The 20,217-nt window shown below is 68.0% G+C and carries 17 protein-coding genes; 10 read left to right on the forward strand and 7 right to left on the reverse strand.

Annotated elements, in window-relative coordinates:
• Both ACF8ME_RS11240 and ACF8ME_RS11245 read right to left on the reverse strand, forming a co-directional pair.
• Complete coding sequence (locus tag ACF8ME_RS11240) at positions 1-861, reverse strand: branched-chain amino acid ABC transporter permease (protein ID WP_016447227.1); 861 nt, start codon at positions 859-861, stop codon at positions 1-3.
• 194 nt (positions 862-1,055) lie between these two features.
• A complete protein-coding gene (locus ACF8ME_RS11245; RefSeq protein WP_034365479.1) occupies positions 1,056-2,261 on the reverse strand; it encodes an ABC transporter substrate-binding protein in 1,206 nt (401 codons plus the stop codon).
• 244 nt (positions 2,262-2,505) lie between these two features.
• Between ACF8ME_RS11245 and ACF8ME_RS11250 the strand changes: the two genes are divergently transcribed.
• Positions 2,506-3,522, forward strand: a complete 1,017-nt coding sequence (locus ACF8ME_RS11250; RefSeq protein WP_392416425.1) for a FadR/GntR family transcriptional regulator — start codon at positions 2,506-2,508, stop codon at positions 3,520-3,522.
• Between the two features lie 109 nt (positions 3,523-3,631).
• Positions 3,632-4,660: a Bug family tripartite tricarboxylate transporter substrate binding protein gene (locus ACF8ME_RS11255; RefSeq protein ID WP_392416428.1), complete on the forward strand. Its 1,029-nt coding sequence runs from the start codon at positions 3,632-3,634 to the stop codon at positions 4,658-4,660.
• A 79-nt stretch (positions 4,661-4,739) separates the two neighbouring features.
• Here the strand turns inward: ACF8ME_RS11255 and ACF8ME_RS11260 are convergent, their stop codons facing one another.
• Positions 4,740-6,098: an aspartate aminotransferase family protein gene (locus tag ACF8ME_RS11260; protein WP_016447223.1), complete on the reverse strand. Its 1,359-nt coding sequence runs from the start codon at positions 6,096-6,098 to the stop codon at positions 4,740-4,742.
• 246 nt (positions 6,099-6,344) lie between these two features.
• On the opposite strand from ACF8ME_RS11260, the gene ACF8ME_RS11265 reads away from it, so the two are divergent.
• Positions 6,345-7,313 carry a LysR family transcriptional regulator gene (locus tag ACF8ME_RS11265; protein ID WP_016447222.1) on the forward strand — a complete coding sequence of 323 codons (969 nt, stop codon included), beginning with the start codon at positions 6,345-6,347 and terminating at the stop codon, positions 7,311-7,313.
• Positions 7,314-7,724: 411 nt separating this feature from the next.
• On the opposite strand, the gene ACF8ME_RS11270 is transcribed toward ACF8ME_RS11265, so the two are convergent.
• Positions 7,725-7,997 (reverse strand): DUF2061 domain-containing protein, encoded by a 273-nt coding sequence (locus tag ACF8ME_RS11270; protein ID WP_392416430.1) that lies wholly within the window; start codon positions 7,995-7,997, stop codon positions 7,725-7,727.
• Between the two features lie 138 nt (positions 7,998-8,135).
• Between ACF8ME_RS11270 and ACF8ME_RS11275 the strand changes: the two genes are divergently transcribed.
• From ACF8ME_RS11275 to sigJ, 5 genes are all read left to right on the forward strand, one after another.
• Positions 8,136-11,924: a PAS domain S-box protein gene (locus ACF8ME_RS11275; protein WP_392416432.1), complete on the forward strand. Its 3,789-nt coding sequence runs from the start codon at positions 8,136-8,138 to the stop codon at positions 11,922-11,924.
• Complete coding sequence (locus ACF8ME_RS11280) at positions 11,921-12,922, forward strand: HD-GYP domain-containing protein (RefSeq protein ID WP_016447218.1); 1,002 nt, start codon at positions 11,921-11,923, stop codon at positions 12,920-12,922. The genes ACF8ME_RS11275 and ACF8ME_RS11280 overlap by 4 nt, the downstream gene beginning before the upstream one ends.
• An 87-nt stretch (positions 12,923-13,009) precedes the next feature.
• Entirely contained in the window at positions 13,010-13,552 is a 543-nt protein-coding gene (locus ACF8ME_RS11285) for a GNAT family N-acetyltransferase (protein WP_026062867.1), read from the forward strand.
• A gap of 112 nt (positions 13,553-13,664) precedes the next feature.
• Positions 13,665-14,165 (forward strand): NUDIX hydrolase, encoded by a 501-nt coding sequence (locus tag ACF8ME_RS11290; protein ID WP_017407282.1) that lies wholly within the window; start codon positions 13,665-13,667, stop codon positions 14,163-14,165.
• Between the two features lie 70 nt (positions 14,166-14,235).
• A complete protein-coding gene (gene sigJ / locus ACF8ME_RS11295) occupies positions 14,236-15,159 on the forward strand; it encodes an RNA polymerase sigma factor SigJ (protein ID WP_016447215.1) in 924 nt (307 codons plus the stop codon).
• Here sigJ and ACF8ME_RS11300 read toward each other — a convergent pair whose 3' ends face one another.
• From ACF8ME_RS11300 to fur, 3 genes are all read right to left on the reverse strand, one after another.
• Positions 15,160-16,374, reverse strand: coding sequence for a DUF1501 domain-containing protein (locus ACF8ME_RS11300; RefSeq protein WP_074921138.1), 1,215 nt, complete (start codon positions 16,372-16,374; stop codon positions 15,160-15,162).
• A gap of 16 nt (positions 16,375-16,390) precedes the next feature.
• Entirely contained in the window at positions 16,391-17,968 is a 1,578-nt protein-coding gene (locus tag ACF8ME_RS11305) for a DUF1800 family protein (protein ID WP_209670358.1), read from the reverse strand.
• A 143-nt stretch (positions 17,969-18,111) separates the two neighbouring features.
• Complete coding sequence (gene fur, locus ACF8ME_RS11310; protein WP_013804774.1) at positions 18,112-18,537, reverse strand: ferric iron uptake transcriptional regulator; 426 nt, start codon at positions 18,535-18,537, stop codon at positions 18,112-18,114.
• Positions 18,538-18,693: 156 nt separating this feature from the next.
• On the opposite strand from fur, the gene ACF8ME_RS11315 reads away from it, so the two are divergent.
• Positions 18,694-19,242 carry an outer membrane protein assembly factor BamE gene (locus ACF8ME_RS11315; RefSeq protein ID WP_016447212.1) on the forward strand — a complete coding sequence of 183 codons (549 nt, stop codon included), beginning with the start codon at positions 18,694-18,696 and terminating at the stop codon, positions 19,240-19,242.
• Positions 19,243-19,366: 124 nt separating this feature from the next.
• Positions 19,367-20,203: a 4-hydroxy-tetrahydrodipicolinate reductase gene (gene dapB / locus ACF8ME_RS11320; RefSeq protein WP_016454221.1), complete on the forward strand. Its 837-nt coding sequence runs from the start codon at positions 19,367-19,369 to the stop codon at positions 20,201-20,203.
• The last annotated feature ends 14 nt before the right edge of the window (positions 20,204-20,217 follow it).

A 20,217-nucleotide genomic window follows, 5' to 3' on the forward strand; every position in this document is an offset into this window, starting at 1 on the left:
TCATCCTTTGCGGCCCAGCAGGCCATGGGGTCGCAGCAGCAGCACGGCGGCCATGGCCACGTAGATCATCAGGCGCGCGCCCTCGGGCCACAGCGTGCTCATCACGCTTTGCACGATGCCGATCAGCAGGCCGCCGACCAGTGCGCCGCCGAAGCTGCCCAGCCCGCCCACGACCACGATCACGAAGGCCACGCCCAGCGCCTCCACGCCCATGAAGGGCTCTGCGCCGCGTATGGGCGCGGCCAGCACGCCGGCCAGCGCCGCCGTGGCTGCGCCCAGCGCGAACACCAGGCTGAAGATGCGCAGCACGTTCACGCCCAGCAGGGACACCATCTCGGTCGATTCGCTGCCCGCGCGCACCGCGCTGCCCAGCCGCGTGCCTTCCAGCAGCCACCACAGCAGCACGGCCAGCACGGCGGTGAAGCCGATCACGAACAGCCGGTACTTGGGATAGACGAAGCTGCCCCACATCACCACGCCCTGCAGCAGATCGGGCACGGCCACGCTGTCGCCCAGCGGGCCCCATTGCACGATCACCAGCTCCTGCACCACCAGGGCCAGGCCCACGGTGACGATGATGTGGAACTCATGCGCCTTGGCATACACATGGCGCAGCATGAGCTTTTCCACCAGCCAGCCCAGCGCGCCCACGGCCAGCGGCACCACGATCAGGGACAGCCAGAAGCTCATGCCCCAGCGCGTCATCTGGTAGCAGAAATAGGCGCCCAGCAGGTAGAAGGCACCGTGCGCGAAATTCACGAAACGCAGCAGGCCGAAAACGATGGACAGGCCCACGGCCAACAGGAAATACAGCATGCCTATGCCGATCCCGTTGATGGTCTGAAGCAGATAGATGCTCATACAGGGTCCGAAACGATGGACGAAGGAGGCGAAGTGCCCGGTGGCTCTGAAGCACGCCGGTCATGGTGCTGTGCCTATGAAACTGGCGCAGCCTAAGTGAGGGACACCGAGGAAGGGCCGCCCCGCACCGAGGGTGTCGTCCCCCTCCCGCGAAGCGAGAGAGGGGGAAGGCGCGCAGCGCCTCAGGGGGAGCTCTAAACCAGCTTGCAGCCGGTCTGGTCTACGGGCAGGAAGGACTTGCCGGAGCTGACCACATCCACGTAGTCGTCCTTGTTCTTCATCTTGGACTTGGCCTTGCCCTTGAGCAGGTAGTAGTTCTTGAGCACCTGGTGGTCTGCCTTGCGCACCTCTTCCTCGCCCGTCAGGCCCTGGTACTTCATGCCTTCCAGCGCGGCGACCACGGCCTTGGGGTCGACCGTGCCGGCCTTGACGATGGCATCGATCATCAGCTTGGTGCAGATGTAGTGGCCGGCCAGGCTGTAGTTGGGATTGGCCTTGAACTTGTCGTTGCAGCGCTGCACCAGATCACGGTTGAGCGGCGTGTCCACCGTGTGCCAGTACTGGGCGCCGAAGTACACGCCGTCGCACAGGTCGGCGCCCAGCGACTCGAACTGCTCCAGCCCCGAGGCCCAGGCGATCAGGATGGTCATGTTCTTGTTCATGCCGAAGCTGATGGCCTGGCGCAGCGTGTCCGAGGACTGGGCGCCGAAGTTCAGCAGCAGCAGCACGTCGGGCTTGGCCGCCACGGCATTCGTCAGGTAGCCGCTGAACTCCTTTTCGGTCAGCGAGTGGTAGCTGTTGCCCACATGCTCGATGCCCTTTTCCTTGAAGATGTTCTTGGCCGCCGTGAGCAGGCCGTCGCCGAACACGTACTGCGGCGTGATGGTGTACCAGCGCTTGGCCTTGGGCAGGGATTCGATCAGCGGGCGCACGGTCTGCTCGATGGCGCCGAAGGTGGGTGCCGACCAGCGGAAGGTGGCGCTGTTGCAGTCCTTGCCCGTGATCTCGTCGGCGCCTGCGGTGGTGATGAAGATGCCGCCGGCCTTCTCGGCCTCCTTGCCCATGGCCAGCGCCTCCGACGACAGGATGCCGCCTGCGAAAAAGCGCGTGCCCTGCTGCTGCGAAGACTCCTGCAGCTTGCGCACGGCCGTGGCGGGCTTGCCCTCGGTGTCCAGCACGGTGTAGGCCAGCGGGCGGCCCAGCGCCTTGCCGTATTGCTCTATGGCCAGCTTCATGCCCAGGTCCGCGTACTTGCCGTTGGCCGCGAAGGCGCCCGACATGGGCACGGGGCAGGCGAACTGGATGCTGTCCTTGGACTGCGCCCAGACGCTGCGGCCCAGGCCCAGCGATGCGGGCAATGCGCCCAGTGCCGAGAGTTGCAGGAGGTGACGACGTTGCATGGGATCTCCGTGATGGGGACTGAAGGCGCTGCGGCCCGGGTACGCTTTTCAGAGCAAGTTGCATGCCAGTCGAAACGGGTGCGTGCAGGCTCCTTGATTCATATTTATAGTGATAAATAGAAGGAATAGGGCGCGTGCTAACCCTAGGCGCAAACGCCCACGCGCCATGGCGGTGCATACTGCACCAAACCCGTATGCAGACTGGGCGCGGACACGATCCGGTGCCCTTCCGGAGAACACAACAATGGCTACACCCAAGTCGGCCCCCCTGGCGATCCGGCAGCTTAAGCGCCCGGATCTGGTGGCCCAGGAGATCAAGCGCCTGATCACCGAAAAGAACCTCAGCCCCGGCGACCGCCTGCCGCGCGAAAGCGAGCTGCAGTCCCAGTTCCAGGTCAGCAAGGGAACGATCCGCGAGGCTCTCAAGTCGCTGGAAGTGCAGGGGCTGATCACCATCTCCACGGGCCCTTCGGGCGGGGGCATGGTCGTGGAGGTGCCGCTGGACCGCACGCTGCAGTTCATGCAGAACTACCTGTTCTTCCAGGAGGTGACCATCGACGACATCTACACGGTGCGCCAGATGCTGGAGCCCGAGCTGGCGGCAGGCGCCGTGCCCCATCTGACCGAGGCCGATTTCGAGGCCCTGGAGCACAGCATCGCCTGCTGCGATCCCACGCAAAGCAGCGACGACCTGGTGAGCCAGCGGCGCGAGGACGTGAACTTCCACGACATCCTGGCGGCCGCCAACCCCAACCCGTTCCTGCGCTTCACCTGCGAGCTGATCAACGAGATGATCCGCCAGCTCATCGTCTTCGCCAACCGTACTCCGCAGGCCGAGCACCGGCGCTTCGGCGAGGCCAATGCGCAGTTCCACCGCAGCATCGTGCAGGCCGCGCGCGAGCGCGATGCTGCGAAGGTGCGCGCATTGATGCAGGAGCACATGCGCGATGCGGCCAGCAGCGTCAAGCGGATGAAGGGCCGCATCCAGGGCCGGCTCATCCTCGATGCCGACAGCCTGCGCAGCCCGCGTCCGCGACGCGCCGTGCAGCCGGTGGAAAAGGCCGCAGCGACAGCGCCAGGGACTGCGTCAAAAACAACGGCAAGGGCGAGCGCAATGGCCACCGCGAAGGCCCCGGCAAAGGCCCCCGCAAAAACCATCCCAAAGGCCTCCGCAAAGACGGCTGCGAAGGCTCCGGCAAAGTCGCCTGCGAAGGCCACGTCCGCGCGTTCCGCTGCCGCACGCAAGCGCGCGGCCTCCTGAGCTGTCCCGCACCGGTCATCGGCGCTCCACGCCGCGCGTTTCGCGCTGCCCGCTGCTGGTATGCTGCCGCGCGCTTGGCCTTCACGCATTCCCCTCACGAGACAACAGCATGAGACAAACCCCTTTCGCATCCTCCCGCACCCCGGTGCGCCGCGCAGCCCTGTGGCACGCCCTGGCCGGCGGCCTGGCGCTGGCGGCCACGCTGGCGGTGCCCCTCGCCCATGCCCAGGGCGCAGGCAGCTATCCGTCCAAGACCATTCGCCTGGTCGTGCCCTTCGCACCCGGTGGCTCCACCGACATCCTGGGCCGCCTGCTGGCGCAAAAGCTGGGCGAGAGCATGCACACCACGGTGGTAGTGGACAACAAGCCCGGTGCCAACGGCACCATCGGCTGCGACCTGGTGGCCAAGGCGCCGGCCGACGGCTACACCGTGGTGCTGGGCGACGTGGGCTGCATGGCCATGGCCAAGGGCCTGTATACCAAGCTGCCCTATGACCCGCTGCGCGACTTCGCGCCCATCAGCCTGGTGGCGCGCAGCCCGCTGGTGCTCACCGTGGGCGCGCAAAGCCCGTTCCACTCGCTCAAGGAGCTGACGGCGGCGGCCCAGGCCCAGCCCGGCAAGCTCAACTACCCCTCGTCGGGCACGGGCGGACCCAACCATCTGGGCGCCGAGCTGTATGCCATGCAGGCCAAGGTCAAGATCGGCCACGTGCCCTACAAGGGCAGCGCGCCTTCGGTGGTGTCGCTGGCCGCCGGCGAGACCGACTTCGGCTTTCTCACGGCCGTGACCATTGCCGCGCAGCTCAAGGCCGGCAAGGTGCGCGCGCTGGCCGTGGCCCACAACGAACGCCTGCAGTCCATGCCCGACGTGCCCACCATGTCGGAGGCCGGCCTCAAGGACTTCACGGCCGATGCCTGGTTCCTCGCGGCCGTGCCCGCAGGCACGCCCAAGCCCATCGTGGACCGGCTCTACGCCGAGATCGCCAAGGCCCTGCCCGCGCCCGAGGTCAAGGAAAAGCTGGACGCCATGGGCGTGCTGCCCTCGGGCCTCAAGCCCGATGCCTCGGCCCAGTTCCTGCGCGTGGAAGTGGACAAGTGGCGCGATGTGATCAAGAACGCGGGCATCACGCTGGACTGATTTCGCAGCCTTGCCGTTGCCATGCAAAAAGCCCCTGCGGCCTCACGGCCCAGGGGCTTTTCTCATGTGCCGGAGATGCTCAGTTCGTTTCGGTCAGGGCATCGCCCAGGGCGCTGACCAGCCGCTCGATCTCGGCCTTCTCGCTGATGAAGGGCGGCGCGATCTGGATGGTGTCGCCGCCGTAGCGCACGTAAAAGCCCTTGTCCCAGCACTTCATGGCGATCTCGTAGGGACGGCGGGCCGGCTCGCCGGGCAGCGACTCGATGGTGAAGCCCGCAGCCAGGCCGAAGTTGCGGATGTCGGCCACATGCTTTGCTCCCTTGAGGCTGTGCACGGCCTGCTCGAAGAACGGGGCCAGCGCGCGCACGCGGCCCGGGCCGTCCTCGCGCTGCAGCAGGTCCAGCGCGGCCACGCCCGCTGCGCAGGCAATGGGGTGGGCCGAGTAGGTATAGCCGTGCGGGAACTCCAGCATGTACTCGGGGCCGCCCGCTGCCATGAAGGTGTCGTAGATCTCCTTGCTGGCCACCACGGCGCCCAGGGGCTGGGCGCCATTGGTCACCTGCTTGGCGATGTTCATGATGTCGGGCGTGACGCCGAAGGCCTCGGCCCCCGTCATGGCGCCGCAGCGGCCGAAGCCCGTGATGACCTCGTCGAAGATCAGCAGGATGTTGTTCTGCGTGCAGATCTCGCGCAGGCGCTGCAGGTAGCCGGCCGGCGGAATCACCACGCCGGCCGAGCCCGAGAAGGGCTCGACGATGACGGCTGCGATGTTGCTGGCGTCATGCAGGGCGATCAGGTCCAGCAGCCGGTCGGCCAGCGCGCGGCCATCGGTGGCAGGCATGCCTTTGTGGAAGGACCCCAGCGCCGGCTGCGTGTGCGGCAGGTGGTCGGCCTCCACGCCCTGGCCGAAGGTCTTGCGGTTGCCCACCATGCCGCCGACGGAGATGCCGCCGAAGTTCACGCCGTGGTAGCCCTTCTCGCGCCCGATCAGCCGGGTCTTGCCGCCCTGGCCCTTGGCGCGCCAGTAGGCGCGTGCCATCTTCAGCGCCGTGTCGGCGGCTTCCGAGCCCGAGCCCGTGAAGAACACATGGTCCAGGCCTGCGGGCGTCAGCTCCTTGATCTTGTTGGCCAGCGCGAACGAGGCCGGGTGGCCGAACTGGAAGGCCGGCGCATAGTCCAGCTGCTGGGCCGCGCGGCCGATGGCTTCGGCGATCTCGCGGCGGCCATGGCCCAGGCCCGAGCACCACAGGCCCGACAGGCCGTCGAAGATCTTGCGGCCGTCGGCATCGGTGTAGTAGGCGCCCTGGGCGCTGGTGATCATGCGCGGGCGCGCCTTGAACTCGCGGTTGCCGGTGAAGGGCATCCAGTGGGCCTCGAGCCAGGCGGCATCGGTGCGCGTGGCGGGGGCGGCGCTTTGTTCGGTGGGAACCAGGGTCATGGCGATCTCCTCGAGCCTAGGGAAGAAATGTGGATCGACCCATTGTGAGCGCGCTGTTTGATTTCGCGAAGAGCACGATATCGAGGTTTACTTGCATATTTCTGCAAGTGACCAAGCGCCTGCCGGTCGCGGCATGGCGTGCGCGCATTGGGGGAATCCGTCGCCACTGCCGCCCCGTGGCTCCCCTATAGTGGCTCCCCTGTAGCGGTGGCCATGTCCGGCAAGCACACCGGGAGGCGAATGGCGATGGCGGAATTTTCTCTGGAGACCCCTGCGAGCCGCCGGGCACGCGATGGCCGTGCGCGTGCGGCGCTGGGCCAGCTGGGCGACATGGATCTGCGCCTGCTGCGCGTGTTCAAGGCCGTGGTCGAGTGCGGCGGCATGTCGGCTGCCGAGCTGGAACTGAACATCGGCAGCTCCACGCTGAGCCGCCACATGAAGGACCTGGAAGAGCGCCTGGGCCTGACGCTGTGCCGGCGCGGGCGCGCCGGCTTCGCGCTCACGCCCGAAGGCCACCGCATCTACGAGGCCACGCTGCAGCTGCTGGGCGGCGTGGAGGGGTTTCTGGGCCAGGTGGACGACATCCATGGCCGGCTGGCCGGCACGCTGGACGTGGCGCTGTTCGACAAGACCGTGGGCAATCCGCAGTCACGCATTCCCGAGGCGATAGGCCTGCTGCACGATCAGGCGCCGCAACTGCACCTGCGGCTGCACGTGGCCTCGATACAGGCCATCGAGCGCGGACTGATGGAGGGGCGCTGGCAGGTGGGCGTGCTGCCCTCTGCACCCAGTTCGGGCGCGCTGGACAGTGCCCGGTTGTTCGGCGAGCGCATGCAGCTGTACTGCGCTCCCGGCCATCCGCTGCATGGCGCCGACCATGGCGGGCTGGACTGGGACAGCCTGGGCGCACATGCCTTTGCAGGCCTGGGCTACCAGTCACCCAATATGGCGCTCAGCCACCAGGCCGGCCTGCAGCGCCAGGCCACGGGTTTTGACCAGGAGGCCATTGCCATGCTGGTGCGCTCGGGCCGCTACCTGGGATTTCTGCCCGACCACTATGCACAGGCCATGGAGGGCCAGGGTCTGCTGCAGGCCGTGGCCCCCCACCGGTTCTTCTATCTCTGTGATTTCTTCGCGGTCTGGCGCAGTGCCGTGGTGCCTGGGCGTGCAGCCCGTGTGTTCATCGACGCGCTGCTGGGCGTGCACCGTGAATGAACGGCTTTGCCACAGCCTTGGCAAGAGGAAAATCACAGGTTTGCGAAGAGGCTATACACAGCTTTTCACACAGCTTGTGCACATATTTTCCAGCGTATGCGCTTGACAATGTTTGGCATTGTGACCGGCGCCGGGGCTTCAGTCCGCCCCGATGCGGTCGAAAGGCATGTATGGATTCCGTGCCGGCCATGGGCCGCACGGGCAGCGCCTTGATACCAACGATTTCGCATTTCCCGGGTTCTTGCCACCATGCGCCGCCATGTCCACCTCTCTTGCCGCCACGGCAGGGCCGGGTTTCAGCCCGTGCCGCCATCGACCATCCTTGCCAGGGTTTCGGTCAGCCAATTGCCGAATGAGGCGTCCGCGCTGAAGGACCGCAGGGGCGTGGGCATGTTCGTGCTCCTGGCGGGTTCAGGCCGCAGCCGCAGTGGCTGCTGCAGGCGACGCCGTGCCGGCGCCCGCGTCGGCACGGCGGCGCAGGCCGCGCTCCCACAGCTTTTCATGGAAGAAGAAGGCCACGGCCTGCACCGTGGGCTCCAGCAGGCTGAGCGTCAGCGCGGCCCAGAGATTGCGGGTCACGGCATAGGCCACGGCCGCTGCCACGGTGACATGGATGACGTAGTAGCTGGCGGTCTTCAACAGCGTGCGACGGTGGTGGTGAAGGGTCTGGCGGATGCGGCTCATGGGGCTCTCCTCGGGATGAGACTCCATGCTAGGTGTGCGAAATAGTTATGGCCAATCGAAAATGATCATCAAAGTTATAAACACTATCGATGGCCGGCGGTTGCGTGCTGCGGCCTTGTGCCATGCGGGGGGCGCGCCATGAGCTGGGACCAGATTTTCGTGCTCGGCTGGGCGCCGCATCCGCAGTGGTTCCAGTGGCTGCATCCGGGCCTGGTGACGCTGTCGGTGCTGGTGGCCGTGGCCACGTCGGTGATGGCCATGCAGATTGCCGGGCTGGCGCGCGATGCCGCGTCGCCGCGCATACGCCGCGTGGGCGTGCTCACGGGCGCCTTCTGCCTGGGCGCGGGCATCTGGGCCATGCACTTCATCGGCATGCTGGCCTTCGTGCCCTGCACCTTTGGCGACTACGACCCCTGGATCACCACGCTGTCCATGCTGCCCAGCATGCTGGCGTCCTGGCTGGCGCTGACGCTGATGGTGCGGCCGCAGCTGTCCACGCAGGCGCTGGTGGGCGGCGGCGTGCTCATGGGGCTGGGCATTGGCTCCATGCACTACATCGGCATGGCGGCGGCCCAGACCTGGACCTCGATGCTCTACGACCCCTGGGGCGTGCTGCTGTCGGTGATCGTGGCGGCAGGCATGGCCATGCTGTCGCTGTGGGTGCGCTTCAGGCTGGGCAACACGGGCCGGCTGTGGCCCACGCTGGTGGCCGGCATCGTCATGGGCCTGGCCATTTCCTGCATGCACTATGCGGGCCTGTATGCACTGCGCCTCAAGCCCGAGATCGATGTGCTGGCGCAGGTGGAGTCGCCCACGCATGCGCTGCTGGTGTTCTCCATCGTCGGCATGGTGGTGCTGATCTTCGGTCTGGTGTTCGCGGTCAACATGACGCTGCGCTACCGCCAGATCTACCGCCAGGTGCAGCGCAGCGAATCGCGCCTGCGCGCCGTTGTGGAGACGGCAGTGGACGGCATCGTGATGATCAACGGGCGCGGCAGCATCGTGTCGTTCAACGGTGCGGCCGAGCGGCTGCTGGGCTGGACGGCGCAGGAGGTGGTGGGCCGCAGCGCCAGCCTGCTCATGCCCGCGTCGGGCTGCGATGGCGATGGCGGCTCGCTGCAAAAGCATCTGGCCACGGGCTTTGCGGGCCTGCTGGGCTCCAGCCGCGATATCAACGCCATGCACAAGGACGGCACGCAGATCGCCGTGCGCCTGGCCGTGGGCCGGGTGGCGATTGCCGGCGATCCGCTGTACGTGGGCTTTGTGACCGATATCCGCGAGCGCCGCCAGATGCTGCAGTCGCTGCGCCGCAGCGAGGAGCAGTACCGCACCCTGATCAACAACGTGCCCGGCACCACGTTCCGCTGCCTGTACGACGGCAAATGGACGCCGCTGCTGCTCAGCCGCTCCATCGAGGAGTTGACGGGCTGGACCGAGCAGGATTTCACCGATGGCCTCACGGGCTGGGACCGGCTCATCCACGCCGAGGACCGCGACCGGCTGGAGGCTGCGGTGGCGCATTCTCTGGCGCGGCGCCAGACCTACAACGCCGACTACCGCCTGCTGCACCGCGACGGCAGCACGCGCTGGGTGTCCGAGACCGGGCGCGGCGTCTTCAACGAACAGGACGAACTGACCTGGATCGACGGCGTGATCATGGACCAGACGGCGGCGCGCGCGCGCAATGCCGAGTTCGAGGGCACGGTGCGCGCCATCGACCTGTCGCTGGCCACCATCGAGTACGACCTGCGCGGCCATGTGCTGCGCGCCAACCGCAATTTCCTGGACCTGTTCGGCTACCGGCTCGACGAGGTCGCGGGCCGCCACCACGGCATGTTCTGCGAGCCCGGCTATGCGCATTCGCCCGAGCATGTGCAGTTCTGGCGCCGCCTGGCCGAGGGCGAGTTCCAGGCCGGCGAGTTCCTGCGCTGCGGGCACGAGGGGCGGCGCATCTGGGTGCAGGCCACCTACAACCCCATACGCGGTGCCGACGGCCGGCCCTACAAGATCGTCAAGCTGCTCACCGACATCAGCGCCCAGCGCAAGCTGGCCCAGGAGCTGGTGCTGGCCAAGGAGCATGCCGAAGCCGCGGCCGCCGCGCGCAGCACCTTCCTGGCCAACATGAGCCACGAGATCCGCACGCCCATGAACGCCATCATCGGCTTCACCGAGGCGTTGCGCGAAACCGCGCTGCAGCCCACGCAGGCGCGCTACCTGGACACGGTGCACTACGCGGCGCGCTCCATGCTGCGCCTGCTCAACGACATCCTGGACACGGCCAAGCTCGACAAGGGCGCGGTGGAGCTGGAGATAGAGGACTTCTCGGTGCGCGAGCTGTGCCAGCAGATCCTGGCATCGCTGCGCATCACGGCCGATCGCAAGGGCCTGGACCTGCGCCTGGACTACGACCCGCACACGCCGGCCGCGCTGCGCGGCGACGGCATGCGTGTGCAGCAGATCCTGGTGAACCTGCTGGGCAATGCCGTGAAGTTCACCGAACGCGGCCATGTGCTGCTGCGCGTGCGCTACGAGCAGGGCGTGCTCCAGCTCGATGTGCATGACACGGGCATAGGCATCGCGGCCGAGAAGATCCACCGCATCTTCGACCCCTTTGCCCAGGCCGACGCCTCGACCACGCGGCGTTTCGGCGGCACGGGCCTGGGCACGACCATCTCGCGCCAGCTGGCCGAACTCATGGGCGGCAGCATCCAGCTGCACAGCACGGTGGGCGTGGGCACGGTGTTCGAGGTGCGCCTGCCCCTGCCGGTCGGCGAGAGCCCGCTGTCCGAGCGCGGGGCGGCCAGCCGCAGCCTGCCGCCGCTGCACATCCTGGCCGTGGACGATGTGCCCGAGAACCTGGAGCTGCTGCAGATCAACTTCTCCAGCCAGAACCACCAGATGGTGCTGGCCCACGACGGTGCCGAGGCGCTGCGCTGCGTGCAGGCGCAGGAGCCGCCTTTCGACGTGGTGCTGATGGACCTGCAGATGCCGGGCATGGACGGCCTGGCGGCGGCGCGCGCCATCCGTGTCTGGGAGCGGCAGCTGCAGCGCCGGCCCGTGCCCATCGTCGCGCTGTCGGCCAGCGTGCTGGAGAAGGACCGCAGCGACGCCACCGCCGCCGGCATGGACGGCTTTGCCTCCAAGCCGCTGGACATGGCGCGGCTGCAGGCCGAGATCGCACGCCTGCTGTCGCTGCAGGTGGCGCTCAAGGAGGCCAGGCCGCCCGCGCCCGCCAGCGCCCAGCCGGGGCTGCCTGATGTCACGGTGGACTGGGCCTCGGGCATTGCGCTGTGGGGCCGGGTCGATCCGCTGGTGGCCGCCATTCGGCGTTTCCTCAACGAACAGCTGGACCTGGCCGACCGCCTGCGCCGTGCCCTGCAGCGCCCCGGACCCGAGGCCTTGATCGGCCTGGCGCACCGCGTGCGCGGCGCGGCCGGCAACCTGGGCCTGCAGGCCGTGTACCGGCTGGCATCGCGCCTGGAAGGCCTGGCGCAGGAGGGCGCCGGGCAGCCGCAGCTGCTCGCCCTCATCGACCAGCTGCACCAGGCGCTGGATGCCGTAGCGCGCGAGCTGCGCCAGCGCCACCCGGCCGCCATGCCGATGGCCGAGGCGCAGGGGGCGGCATCGGGCGAGGCGCCGGGCCAGGCGCAGGGCCATGCGTGGGCGCAGGCCGACGGCGATGCGGCGCCCCAGGCGGGCGCACCCGCCCTGCCTGCCGATGCCCGGCCCTGGCTGGAGCGCATCGTGGCCGCCTTGCACAGCGGGGAGCTGGACGGGCAGGCCATGCAGGCCCTCGTGCGCATGCTGACGGCCGAACAGCTTCAGCCGCTGCAGCAGGCACTGGATAATTTCGACTTCGAGCGCGCGCAGGAATGCGCCCAGCAGTTGCAGCAGCAACTGCCCTCGAACGATGGAGACAGAGCATGAATGCGCCCAATCTATTGGCAACGGACAAGCGCCCGCGCCTGCTGCTGGTCGATGACGACCCGACCAACCTGCATGTGCTGCGCCAGATCCTGGGCGAGGATTACCGGCTCTCGTTCGCCACGGACGGGCGCAAGGCTCTGCAGCTGGCCCAGCACCAGCCGGACCTGATCCTGCTGGACATCATGATGCCCGAGCTGGACGGCTACGCCGTGTGCCGCCAGCTCAAGGCGCAGGCCGACACGGCCCGCATCCCGGTGATCTTCATCACCGCCCTGTCGGACGGACAGGACGAGGCCCTGGGCTTTGCCTCGGGCGCGGTGGACTACATCGTCAAGCCCGTGCGCGCGCCCGTGGTGCGGGCGCGGGTGCGCAACCACCTGTCGCTGGTCAAGCTCGACGAGCTGCGCAGCACGCGGCTGCAGATCGTGCAGCGCCTGGGCCGCGCGGCCGAGTACCGCGACAACGAGACGGGCATGCACGTGATCCGCATGAGCCACTACGCAAAGACGTTGGCGCTGGCGGCCGGCTGCACCGACGAATGGGCGGACGACCTGCTCAACGCCGCGCCCATGCACGATGTGGGCAAGATCGGCATCCCCGATGCCATCCTGCTCAAGAACGGCCCGCTGACGGCCGAGGAATGGACGGTCATGCGCCGCCATCCGCAGATCGGCGCCGAGATCATCGGCGAGCACGATTCCCAGGTGCTGCAGATGGCCTACAGCATCGCGCTGACCCACCACGAGAAATGGGACGGCACGGGCTATCCGCAGGGCCTGGCGGGCGAGGACATCCCGCTGGCCTCGCGCATCGTGGCCGTGGCCGACGTGTTCGATGCCCTCACCACGGAACGCCCCTACAAGCACGCGTGGACGGTAGACGACGCCATGGATCACATAGAGCAGCAGGCCGGCGCCCACTTCGACCCGCGCCTGGTGCCGCTGTTCATCGGCCTGCGCCCGCAGCTGGAAGACATACGCGAGCGCTGGAAGGATTGACGGGGAACCGATTCCGGCAGGGTGCGCCGGGGCTTGGGCAATCGCTTACCCTGGGCGGCCTGTCTCCGGCACCTGCCTGTCCTGCCCATGTCTTGTTCGCCTTCTCCATCCTCTTCCTTGCCTGCCGCTGACCGCTTCCATGTCCGCGCACTGACCGCCGCCGACCTGCCCGGTCTGCTGGACATCCAGCGGGCCTGCTATGGCGAGGACTATGCCGAGAGCGGCGAGGTCTTTGCGCGGCGCCTGGCCGGCACGGCCCATTGCTCGCTGGCACTGGAGCAGGGCGGCCGTGTGCGCGCCTATCTCGCGGCCTACCGCAGCCTCATGGCCAAGATCACGCCGCTGCACGGTGACTTCGAGGCCGTCGAGCAGGCCGACACCCTCTACCTGCACGACATGGCCGTGCACCCCGAGGCCGCAGGCCAGGGCCTGGCCCGTGCGCTGCTGGCTCCGCTGTGGGAGCGGGCGCGCGCCGAGGGCCTGCGCCACACGGCCCTGGTGTCGGTGCAGGGCTCGCGCGGCTACTGGGAGCGCCATGGCTATGCCGTGCAGGCGTTGACCGACCCGCTGCAGCAGCAGCGCCTGGTGAGCTACGGCGACGGTGCGCTGTACATGGCCCGGCCGCTGTAGGGCGGTGCTACGGGGCGCTACAGGGTGCTACAGGGCGCCGTGTCGCGTGGTGGTCTGCAAGGCGCGGTGATGGGGTTTTTGGCCGGGGACGGGCCGGCCGCCTCTGGTCATAATGCGCGCCATGCCCGATCGCTGGAAACCCAATGTCACTGTGGCGGCCATCATTGAGCGCGATGGCCGTTTTCTGCTGGTGGAAGAAGACACGGCCGATGGCGTGCGCTACAACACCCCCGCCGGCCATCTCGACCCTGCCGAGTCGCCCATCACCGCCTGTGTGCGCGAGGTCGATGAGGAGACGGCGCACGACTTCGTGCCCACGGCCCTGGTCGGCGTCTACCTGAACCGCTTCGTGCGCACGCGCACCGGCTCCGACATCACCTATCTGCGCTTTGCCTTCACGGGCGAGCTGGGTGACTTCCGGGCCGGCCAGCCGCTGGACGACGGCATCATCCGCACGGTCTGGATGACGCTGGACGAACTCAAGGCCTGCACCGCCCAGCACCGCAGTCCGCTGGTGATGCAAAGCATAGAGGACTACCTGGCCGGCCGCCGCTACCCGCTGGAGCTGATCCACACCGATCCCAGCGTGCTGCAGGCTCCGCAGCCCCACTGAGTCACCAAGGCACCGAGCACCATGCCGGCCCTGTCTGTCACACAACGCCACGCTCCCGCGTCTTGATGGCATGCAGACCTCCTCCGCCACCGACGATCCCCTGGCCCTGTTCGAGCGCCACCGCCCGCGCCTGTTCGGCCTGGCCTACCGCATGCTCGGCCAGCGCGCCGATGCCGAGGACCTGGTCCAGGAGGCCTGGCTGCGCTGGCATGGCGCCGAGCGCGCCGGCATAGAGCAGCCCGAGGCCTGGCTGGTCTCCGTGACCACGCGCCTGGCCATAGACCGGCTGCGCCGCCTGCGCGCCGAGCGCGAGCACTACCAGGGCTTCTGGCTGCCCGAGCCCCTGGTCCAGCCCTGGGCCGAGGAGTCCGCACCCTCGGCCGAAGACCTGCTGGAGCGTGCCCACGACGTGTCCACTGCGCTGATGTTCGTGCTCGAGCAGCTCACGCCCGACGAGCGCGCCGCCTTTTTGCTGCGCGAGGTCTTCGATGCCGACTATGCCGAGGTGGCCCAGGCCCTGGGCCGCAGCGAGGCCGCCTGCCGCCAACTCGTGCACCGCGCCCGCAGCCATGTGCAGGCCGGCCGCCCGCGCTTTGCGGCGCCGCCCGAGGCCCATGCCGCGCTGCTGCAGCGCTTTGCGCAGGCCGTGCAGGGTGGGGACTTTGCGCAGATCCAGGCGCTGTTCGCGCCCGATGCCGAACTCATCAGCGACGGCGGCGGCAAGGTGCCCTCGTTCGGCCGCGTGCTGGAGACCGGCCGGCGCCTGGCCCTGCTGTACTTCGCCACCACGCGCCGCATGCGGCGCAACGGCCAGCGCCAGACCCTGCACCTGGCGCGCATCAACGGCCTGCCGGGCCTGCTGCGCTGCATCGACGGCGAGCTGGAATCCGTGCAGACGCTGCTGGTCGAAGACGGCCTGATCCGCCGCATCTACACGCTGCGCAATCCCGACAAGCTGTCCGGCGTGCCAGTGCCGCCGCAGGCGCTGCCGTAGTCAGACGAGTTGCAGGTCGCGAGGCGTCGCGCCTTCGAAGACACGCTGCAGCTGGGCCGGGCTCAATCCATACATGCGCTGGAACAGGCCGCCCAGCACGGCGCGGTACTCGTTGAGCACGGGATGGTCGCGGTTCTGGAACAGGTTTTTCTGGTTGACCTCGACCTGCTCTCCCACGATGCGACCGCCCGCGCGCGCGGACAGCCCGCCGCCCAGCAGCCAGTAGGTCGTGCCGTGGCCGTGGTCCGTGCCCTTGTTGCCGTTCTCGCGGAAGGTGCGGCCGAATTCGCTGATCACCACCACCACCGTATGGCGCCAGGCCTCGGGACCTATCTCCTGGGCAAAACCGGCCAGGCCCCGGCCCAGCTCGTCCAGCCGTCCGGCCAGCGCGCCTGTGGCGCCGCCCTGGGCCACATGCGTGTCCCAGCCGCCCACATCCACAAAGCCCAGGTCGAAGCGATCGCGCATCAGGGCCGCCATGCGCTGTGCCACCAGCGCAAAGCCCCGCGCGCTGATGGCGTCGCGCCCGGCCTGGTCCATCTCTTCCTGCACGCTGCGCTGCACTGCATCGCGCACGGCAAAGCCCTCCTGCACGGCCGTGGCCAGGGCAGTGCCTGCGTACATGGCGGCAATGGCCTGGCTGCGTCTATCGTCCAGCCCGCCCTTGCCCACGGACGCCAGGGCCATGTTGGCGGACGGCAGGCTGCCACGCAGCAGCAGTGGCAACTGGGGCGTGAACGACATGGGCGACACCGGGCCCCGCCCGTCCTGCCCCAGCACCTGGGCCAGCCGGTTCAGAAAGCCCGACTGGTAGCTGCGGCGCCCGTCCAGGCCCTGGCCCAGTTCGATGGAGTCCTGTGTCTCGAAATGGCTGCGCGACAGGTCGTGCGTGCCTGCAAAGGGCACGAAGCAGGCCTGGCCGGCCTGGAACAGCGGATGGATGCTGTCCTCCAGCATCGGGTGCAGGCCCCAGCGGCCATCCAGCGCCAGCGCGCCGCCGGCCTCGCCGGGACGGGGGATGGCAATGCTGGGACGGGCCTCGTAGTAGAAGTCGCTGTGCGTGGGCACCAGCAGACTGTTGCAGTCATAGGCACCGCGCAGAAACACCAGCAGCAGGCGCGGCGTGGCTGGCTGGAGGGCGGCCGCCTGCAGCCGGCCCAGGTGGGCGGCAAAGGGCAGGGCCGATGCCATGGTCAGGAAGTGGCGTCGCTGCATGGAAAGTCTCCGGGGTTCAGCGGAACATCATCTCGGGTGCGGACAGGAAGTAGGTATTCCAGTCCGCCGGATTGCGGGCCTGGGCCAGTGCCGCCTGCGTGGCCTGGCTCCACTGGGGCAGGCGCTGGCGCACGCTGGCCCGTTCCGACAGCATGGGGTAGGGCGGCTTCTCCAGCGCCTCCTTGGGGTCGGCGCGAAACAGCACGGCGCTGCGCGTGGCGATCTGGCGCGCCACCTCGAAGCGTGCCGCCATCTGGCCCGAACTGGCCCAGTCGGACTGCATCTGCGGATAGCCGTCCGGCGTCTCATGCGCGTAGAGGTTCTGGCCCAGCCGGTTGATCCAGCCCAGCACGGGCGCCACGTCGGCCGCCACGCGCTGGTCCACCGACAGCCGCGTGGCGGCCAGCACGTAGTGCAGCGGATCGCGGAACTTGCGGCCAAAGCGCGCGGCCTCCGGATCGGTCAGCAGCGCCGCCACGGTGGCTGCGATGTCGCCCCGGCTGCGCGTGAAGGCCTGTGCCGTGCGCTGCACCAGGGCCGGCGGCGGATCGTCGGCAATGAAGAACACCGCCAGCTTGTGCGCGATGAACTGCGCCGTGGCCGGCGCGGCGACGATGCGGTCCAGCGCCTCCTGGACCTCGGCCATGCCGCGTGCGTTCAGGGGCTGGCCCAGGAAGGTCTTGGCTCCGTAGTCGTGCCGGTTGGGATTGAACTCGAAGAATCCCGAGCGCAGGTAGTCGCCCTGGCGCCCGCCGCGCATGCGCGGCGGCGGCGTGCCGGCCGGCTGCAGATTGATGCCCACGCCTGTCAGGATGCGCGCCATCTCCTGCACGTCGGCCTGGGTGTAGCCGCTGCCCACGCCCATGGTGTGCAGCTCCAGCAGCTCGCGCGCGTAGTTTTCGTTGATGCGGCCCGCCGCATTGCTGGCGTTGTCCAGGTAGCGCAGCATGGCCGGGTGGCGCAGCGAGGCCTCCAGCAGGCTGCGGAAACTGCCCAGCGCATGCGGGCGTATGGCCTGCTCCTCGTAGTCGCCCACCCAGGCGCGGATATCGGCCTTGCGCAGGCTGACGCTGAAATGGTTCATCCAGAACCAGGTCATCTGCTCTTGCAGCTGTGCCGGCGAGTACAGCGCGCGGATCACGAAGCGCTTCTGGGCATCGCTGCCCAGCTGGTTCAGCGTGCGCTGGTAGGCCTGCTGCCGCGCGGCCTTTTCATCGGCCGATGCGGCTTCCTGCACGGCCTTGCGCTGGTCGCCCAGCTCCAGCAGCACCTGGTCCATGGGGCGCTGGCTGATGCCCAGCCCATCAATGCGCTGCTGCGCCTGCGCAGGCAGCGGCTGAGGCCCCGGCTGCAGTTGCCGTGCCAGCCAGGCCTTGAGGCCCAGGCGCTGCAGCTGCGCATCCTCGCTGTCGGTGGCGCCCCAGGTGACGCGGTCCAGCCATTGCTGGCGCTGCGCGGCGGTGAGCGGTGCCTCGGCCACTCCCTGCAGCGCGGCCGCTGCGGACGACGGCGGGGCCTGCAAGGGCGCACAGCCTGTGGCCAGGACGATGGCGGAGAAAGTGAGAGCGATGGCGAACGGCGAAGTGCGGCGCATGGTGTCTCGGTGGGTAGGGGGCATCCATTGGACGCCAGCATCCTCCACCCATGTGCTTCGCCCTGTAAAGCGCCGGTAGCAAAAAGTAAAAGGCAAAAAAAAGCGGAGTGCTTCACACTCCGCTTTTTCTGAGGGACCCGGCCTTATTTGCTGGGCCGGCTCGCGCATTCAGCGCACTGTCCGTACAGGGCCATCGAATGGTCCTGGATCACCCAGCCCTTGGCCTTGGCGATCAGGTTCTGGCGCTTTTCGATATCGGGATCGTAGAACTCCTCGACCTTGCCGCAGCTGGTGCAGACAAAGTGGTCGTGGTGCTGGCCTTCATTGAGCTCGTAGACGGCCTTGCCGCTCTCGAAATTGCTGCGGATGAGGATGCCTGCCTGCTCGAACTGCGTGAGCACGCGGTAGACCGTGGCCAGGCCGATGTCCGAACGCTCGTCCAGCAGCACGCGGAACACGTCTTCGGCCGTCATGTGGCGTTGCGCACCCGTCTGGAAGATCTCCAGGATCTTCAGGCGGGGCAGCGTGGCCTTCAGGCCGGTACTCTTGAGTTCGTCGATGTTCTTCATGTCTGGGTCTTTGGCAGAGACTGCCCGCTGGGCTGCCACCACGGCAGGTGCGGGACGGCGAACAAAATGGCCCTGGTGCCAGGGGCGTCGCATGATCGCAAGCCCCGGGGACCAGCCGCTACAATGATCCACGATCATATCCCTATGCTGATACCAATGCATGTTCAAGCCCGTTGCCGCGCCAGTGCGGCCCTGATGCTGTTGATCGGGGTGGCGCTGGCAGGCTGCAGCAGCCTCGATGGCGCCGCGCACCGAGTCGCCAATGTCGTCACTCCCTACAAGGTCGAGGTCGTCCAAGGCAACTTCGTCTCCCGCGAACAGGTCGAGGCCCTGCAGCCCGGCATGAGCCGCCAGCAGGTGCGTGACATCCTCGGCACGCCGCTGGTCACCAGCGTATTCCACGCCGACCGCTGGGAATATGTGTTCACCATCAAGCGTCCCGGCGTCGATTCCCAGGTGCGCAAGCTGACCGTCTTCTTCAACGGCGACCTGTTCGCCCGCTCCGAAGGCGACGAGATGCCCACCGAGGCCGAATTCGTCGCCAGCCTGGGCTCCAAGAAGAAGCTGGGCAAGATTCCTCAGCTGGAAGCCAGCGAGGAGCAACTGTCCAAGTTCCCCGCTGCCAAGCCGGTCGAAGAGCCCGTGGCCGCCGAGCCGCCGCCCGCGGCGGCCAGCTATCCGCCACTGGAGCCCGGCGCCCGCTGATATCGCCGCCCGCGCGCCGCAAGGCATGCGGGCGTTTTTCCGTGGATGGCGGCTGCCGCGGTGCCTGCCGTGCGCCCGGGCAGTCCACTTTCCACGCATTGAGCCTTTGCATCTCTTTCCCGACATGAACGCCACGACCGCCACTTCCTCCAGCAATAACCAGCGCCTGCGCGTGGCCGTGGCCGGCGCCTCCGGCCGCATGGGCCGCATGCTGATCGAGGCCATCGCGCAAAGCGATGACCTTGCGCTGACCGCCGCGCTGGACCGTCCCGACAGCCCTGCGCTGGGCACCGATCCCTCGGCCTTCCTGGGCCTGGCCAGCGGCATCGTCATCGAAAGCGATGTGCGCGCCGCGCTTTCCAAGGCCGACTGCCTGATCGACTTCACGCGCCCCGAGGGCACGTTGGAGCACCTGGCCATCTGCGCCGAACTGGGCGTCAGGCTGGTCATCGGCACCACGGGCTTCAGCGACGAGCAAAAGGCCCGCATCGCCGAGTACGCCCAGCGCACGGCCGTGGTGCTGTCGCCCAACATGAGCGTGGGCGTGAACGTGACCTTCAAGCTGCTGGAGATGGCGGCCAAGGCCCTGTCCAGCGGCTACGACATCGAGATCGTCGAGGCCCACCACCGCCACAAGGTGGATGCGCCTTCGGGCACCGCACTCAAGATGGGCGAGGTCATCGCCGAAGCCCAGGGCACGAAGCTGGCCGACCGCGCCGTCTACGAGCGCTTCGGCCACACCGGTGCGCGCGAGGACAACACCATCGGCTTTGCCACCGTGCGCGGTGGCGACATCATCGGCGACCACACGGTGCTGTTTGCGGGCACGGGCGAGCGCATCGAGATCTCGCACAAGTCCAGCAGCCGTGCCGGCTATGCCCAGGGCAGCCTGCGTGCCGCGCGCTTCCTGGCGGACAAGACCAGCGGCCAGTACGACATGTACGCCGTATTGGGCCTGTGACGAGGCTCGCAGCA

The sequence above is a fragment of the Delftia sp. WSY_7 genome (assembly GCF_043104845.1).
In the GTDB taxonomy this organism is placed as follows: Bacteria; Pseudomonadota; Gammaproteobacteria; order Burkholderiales; family Burkholderiaceae_C; genus Comamonas; species Comamonas tsuruhatensis.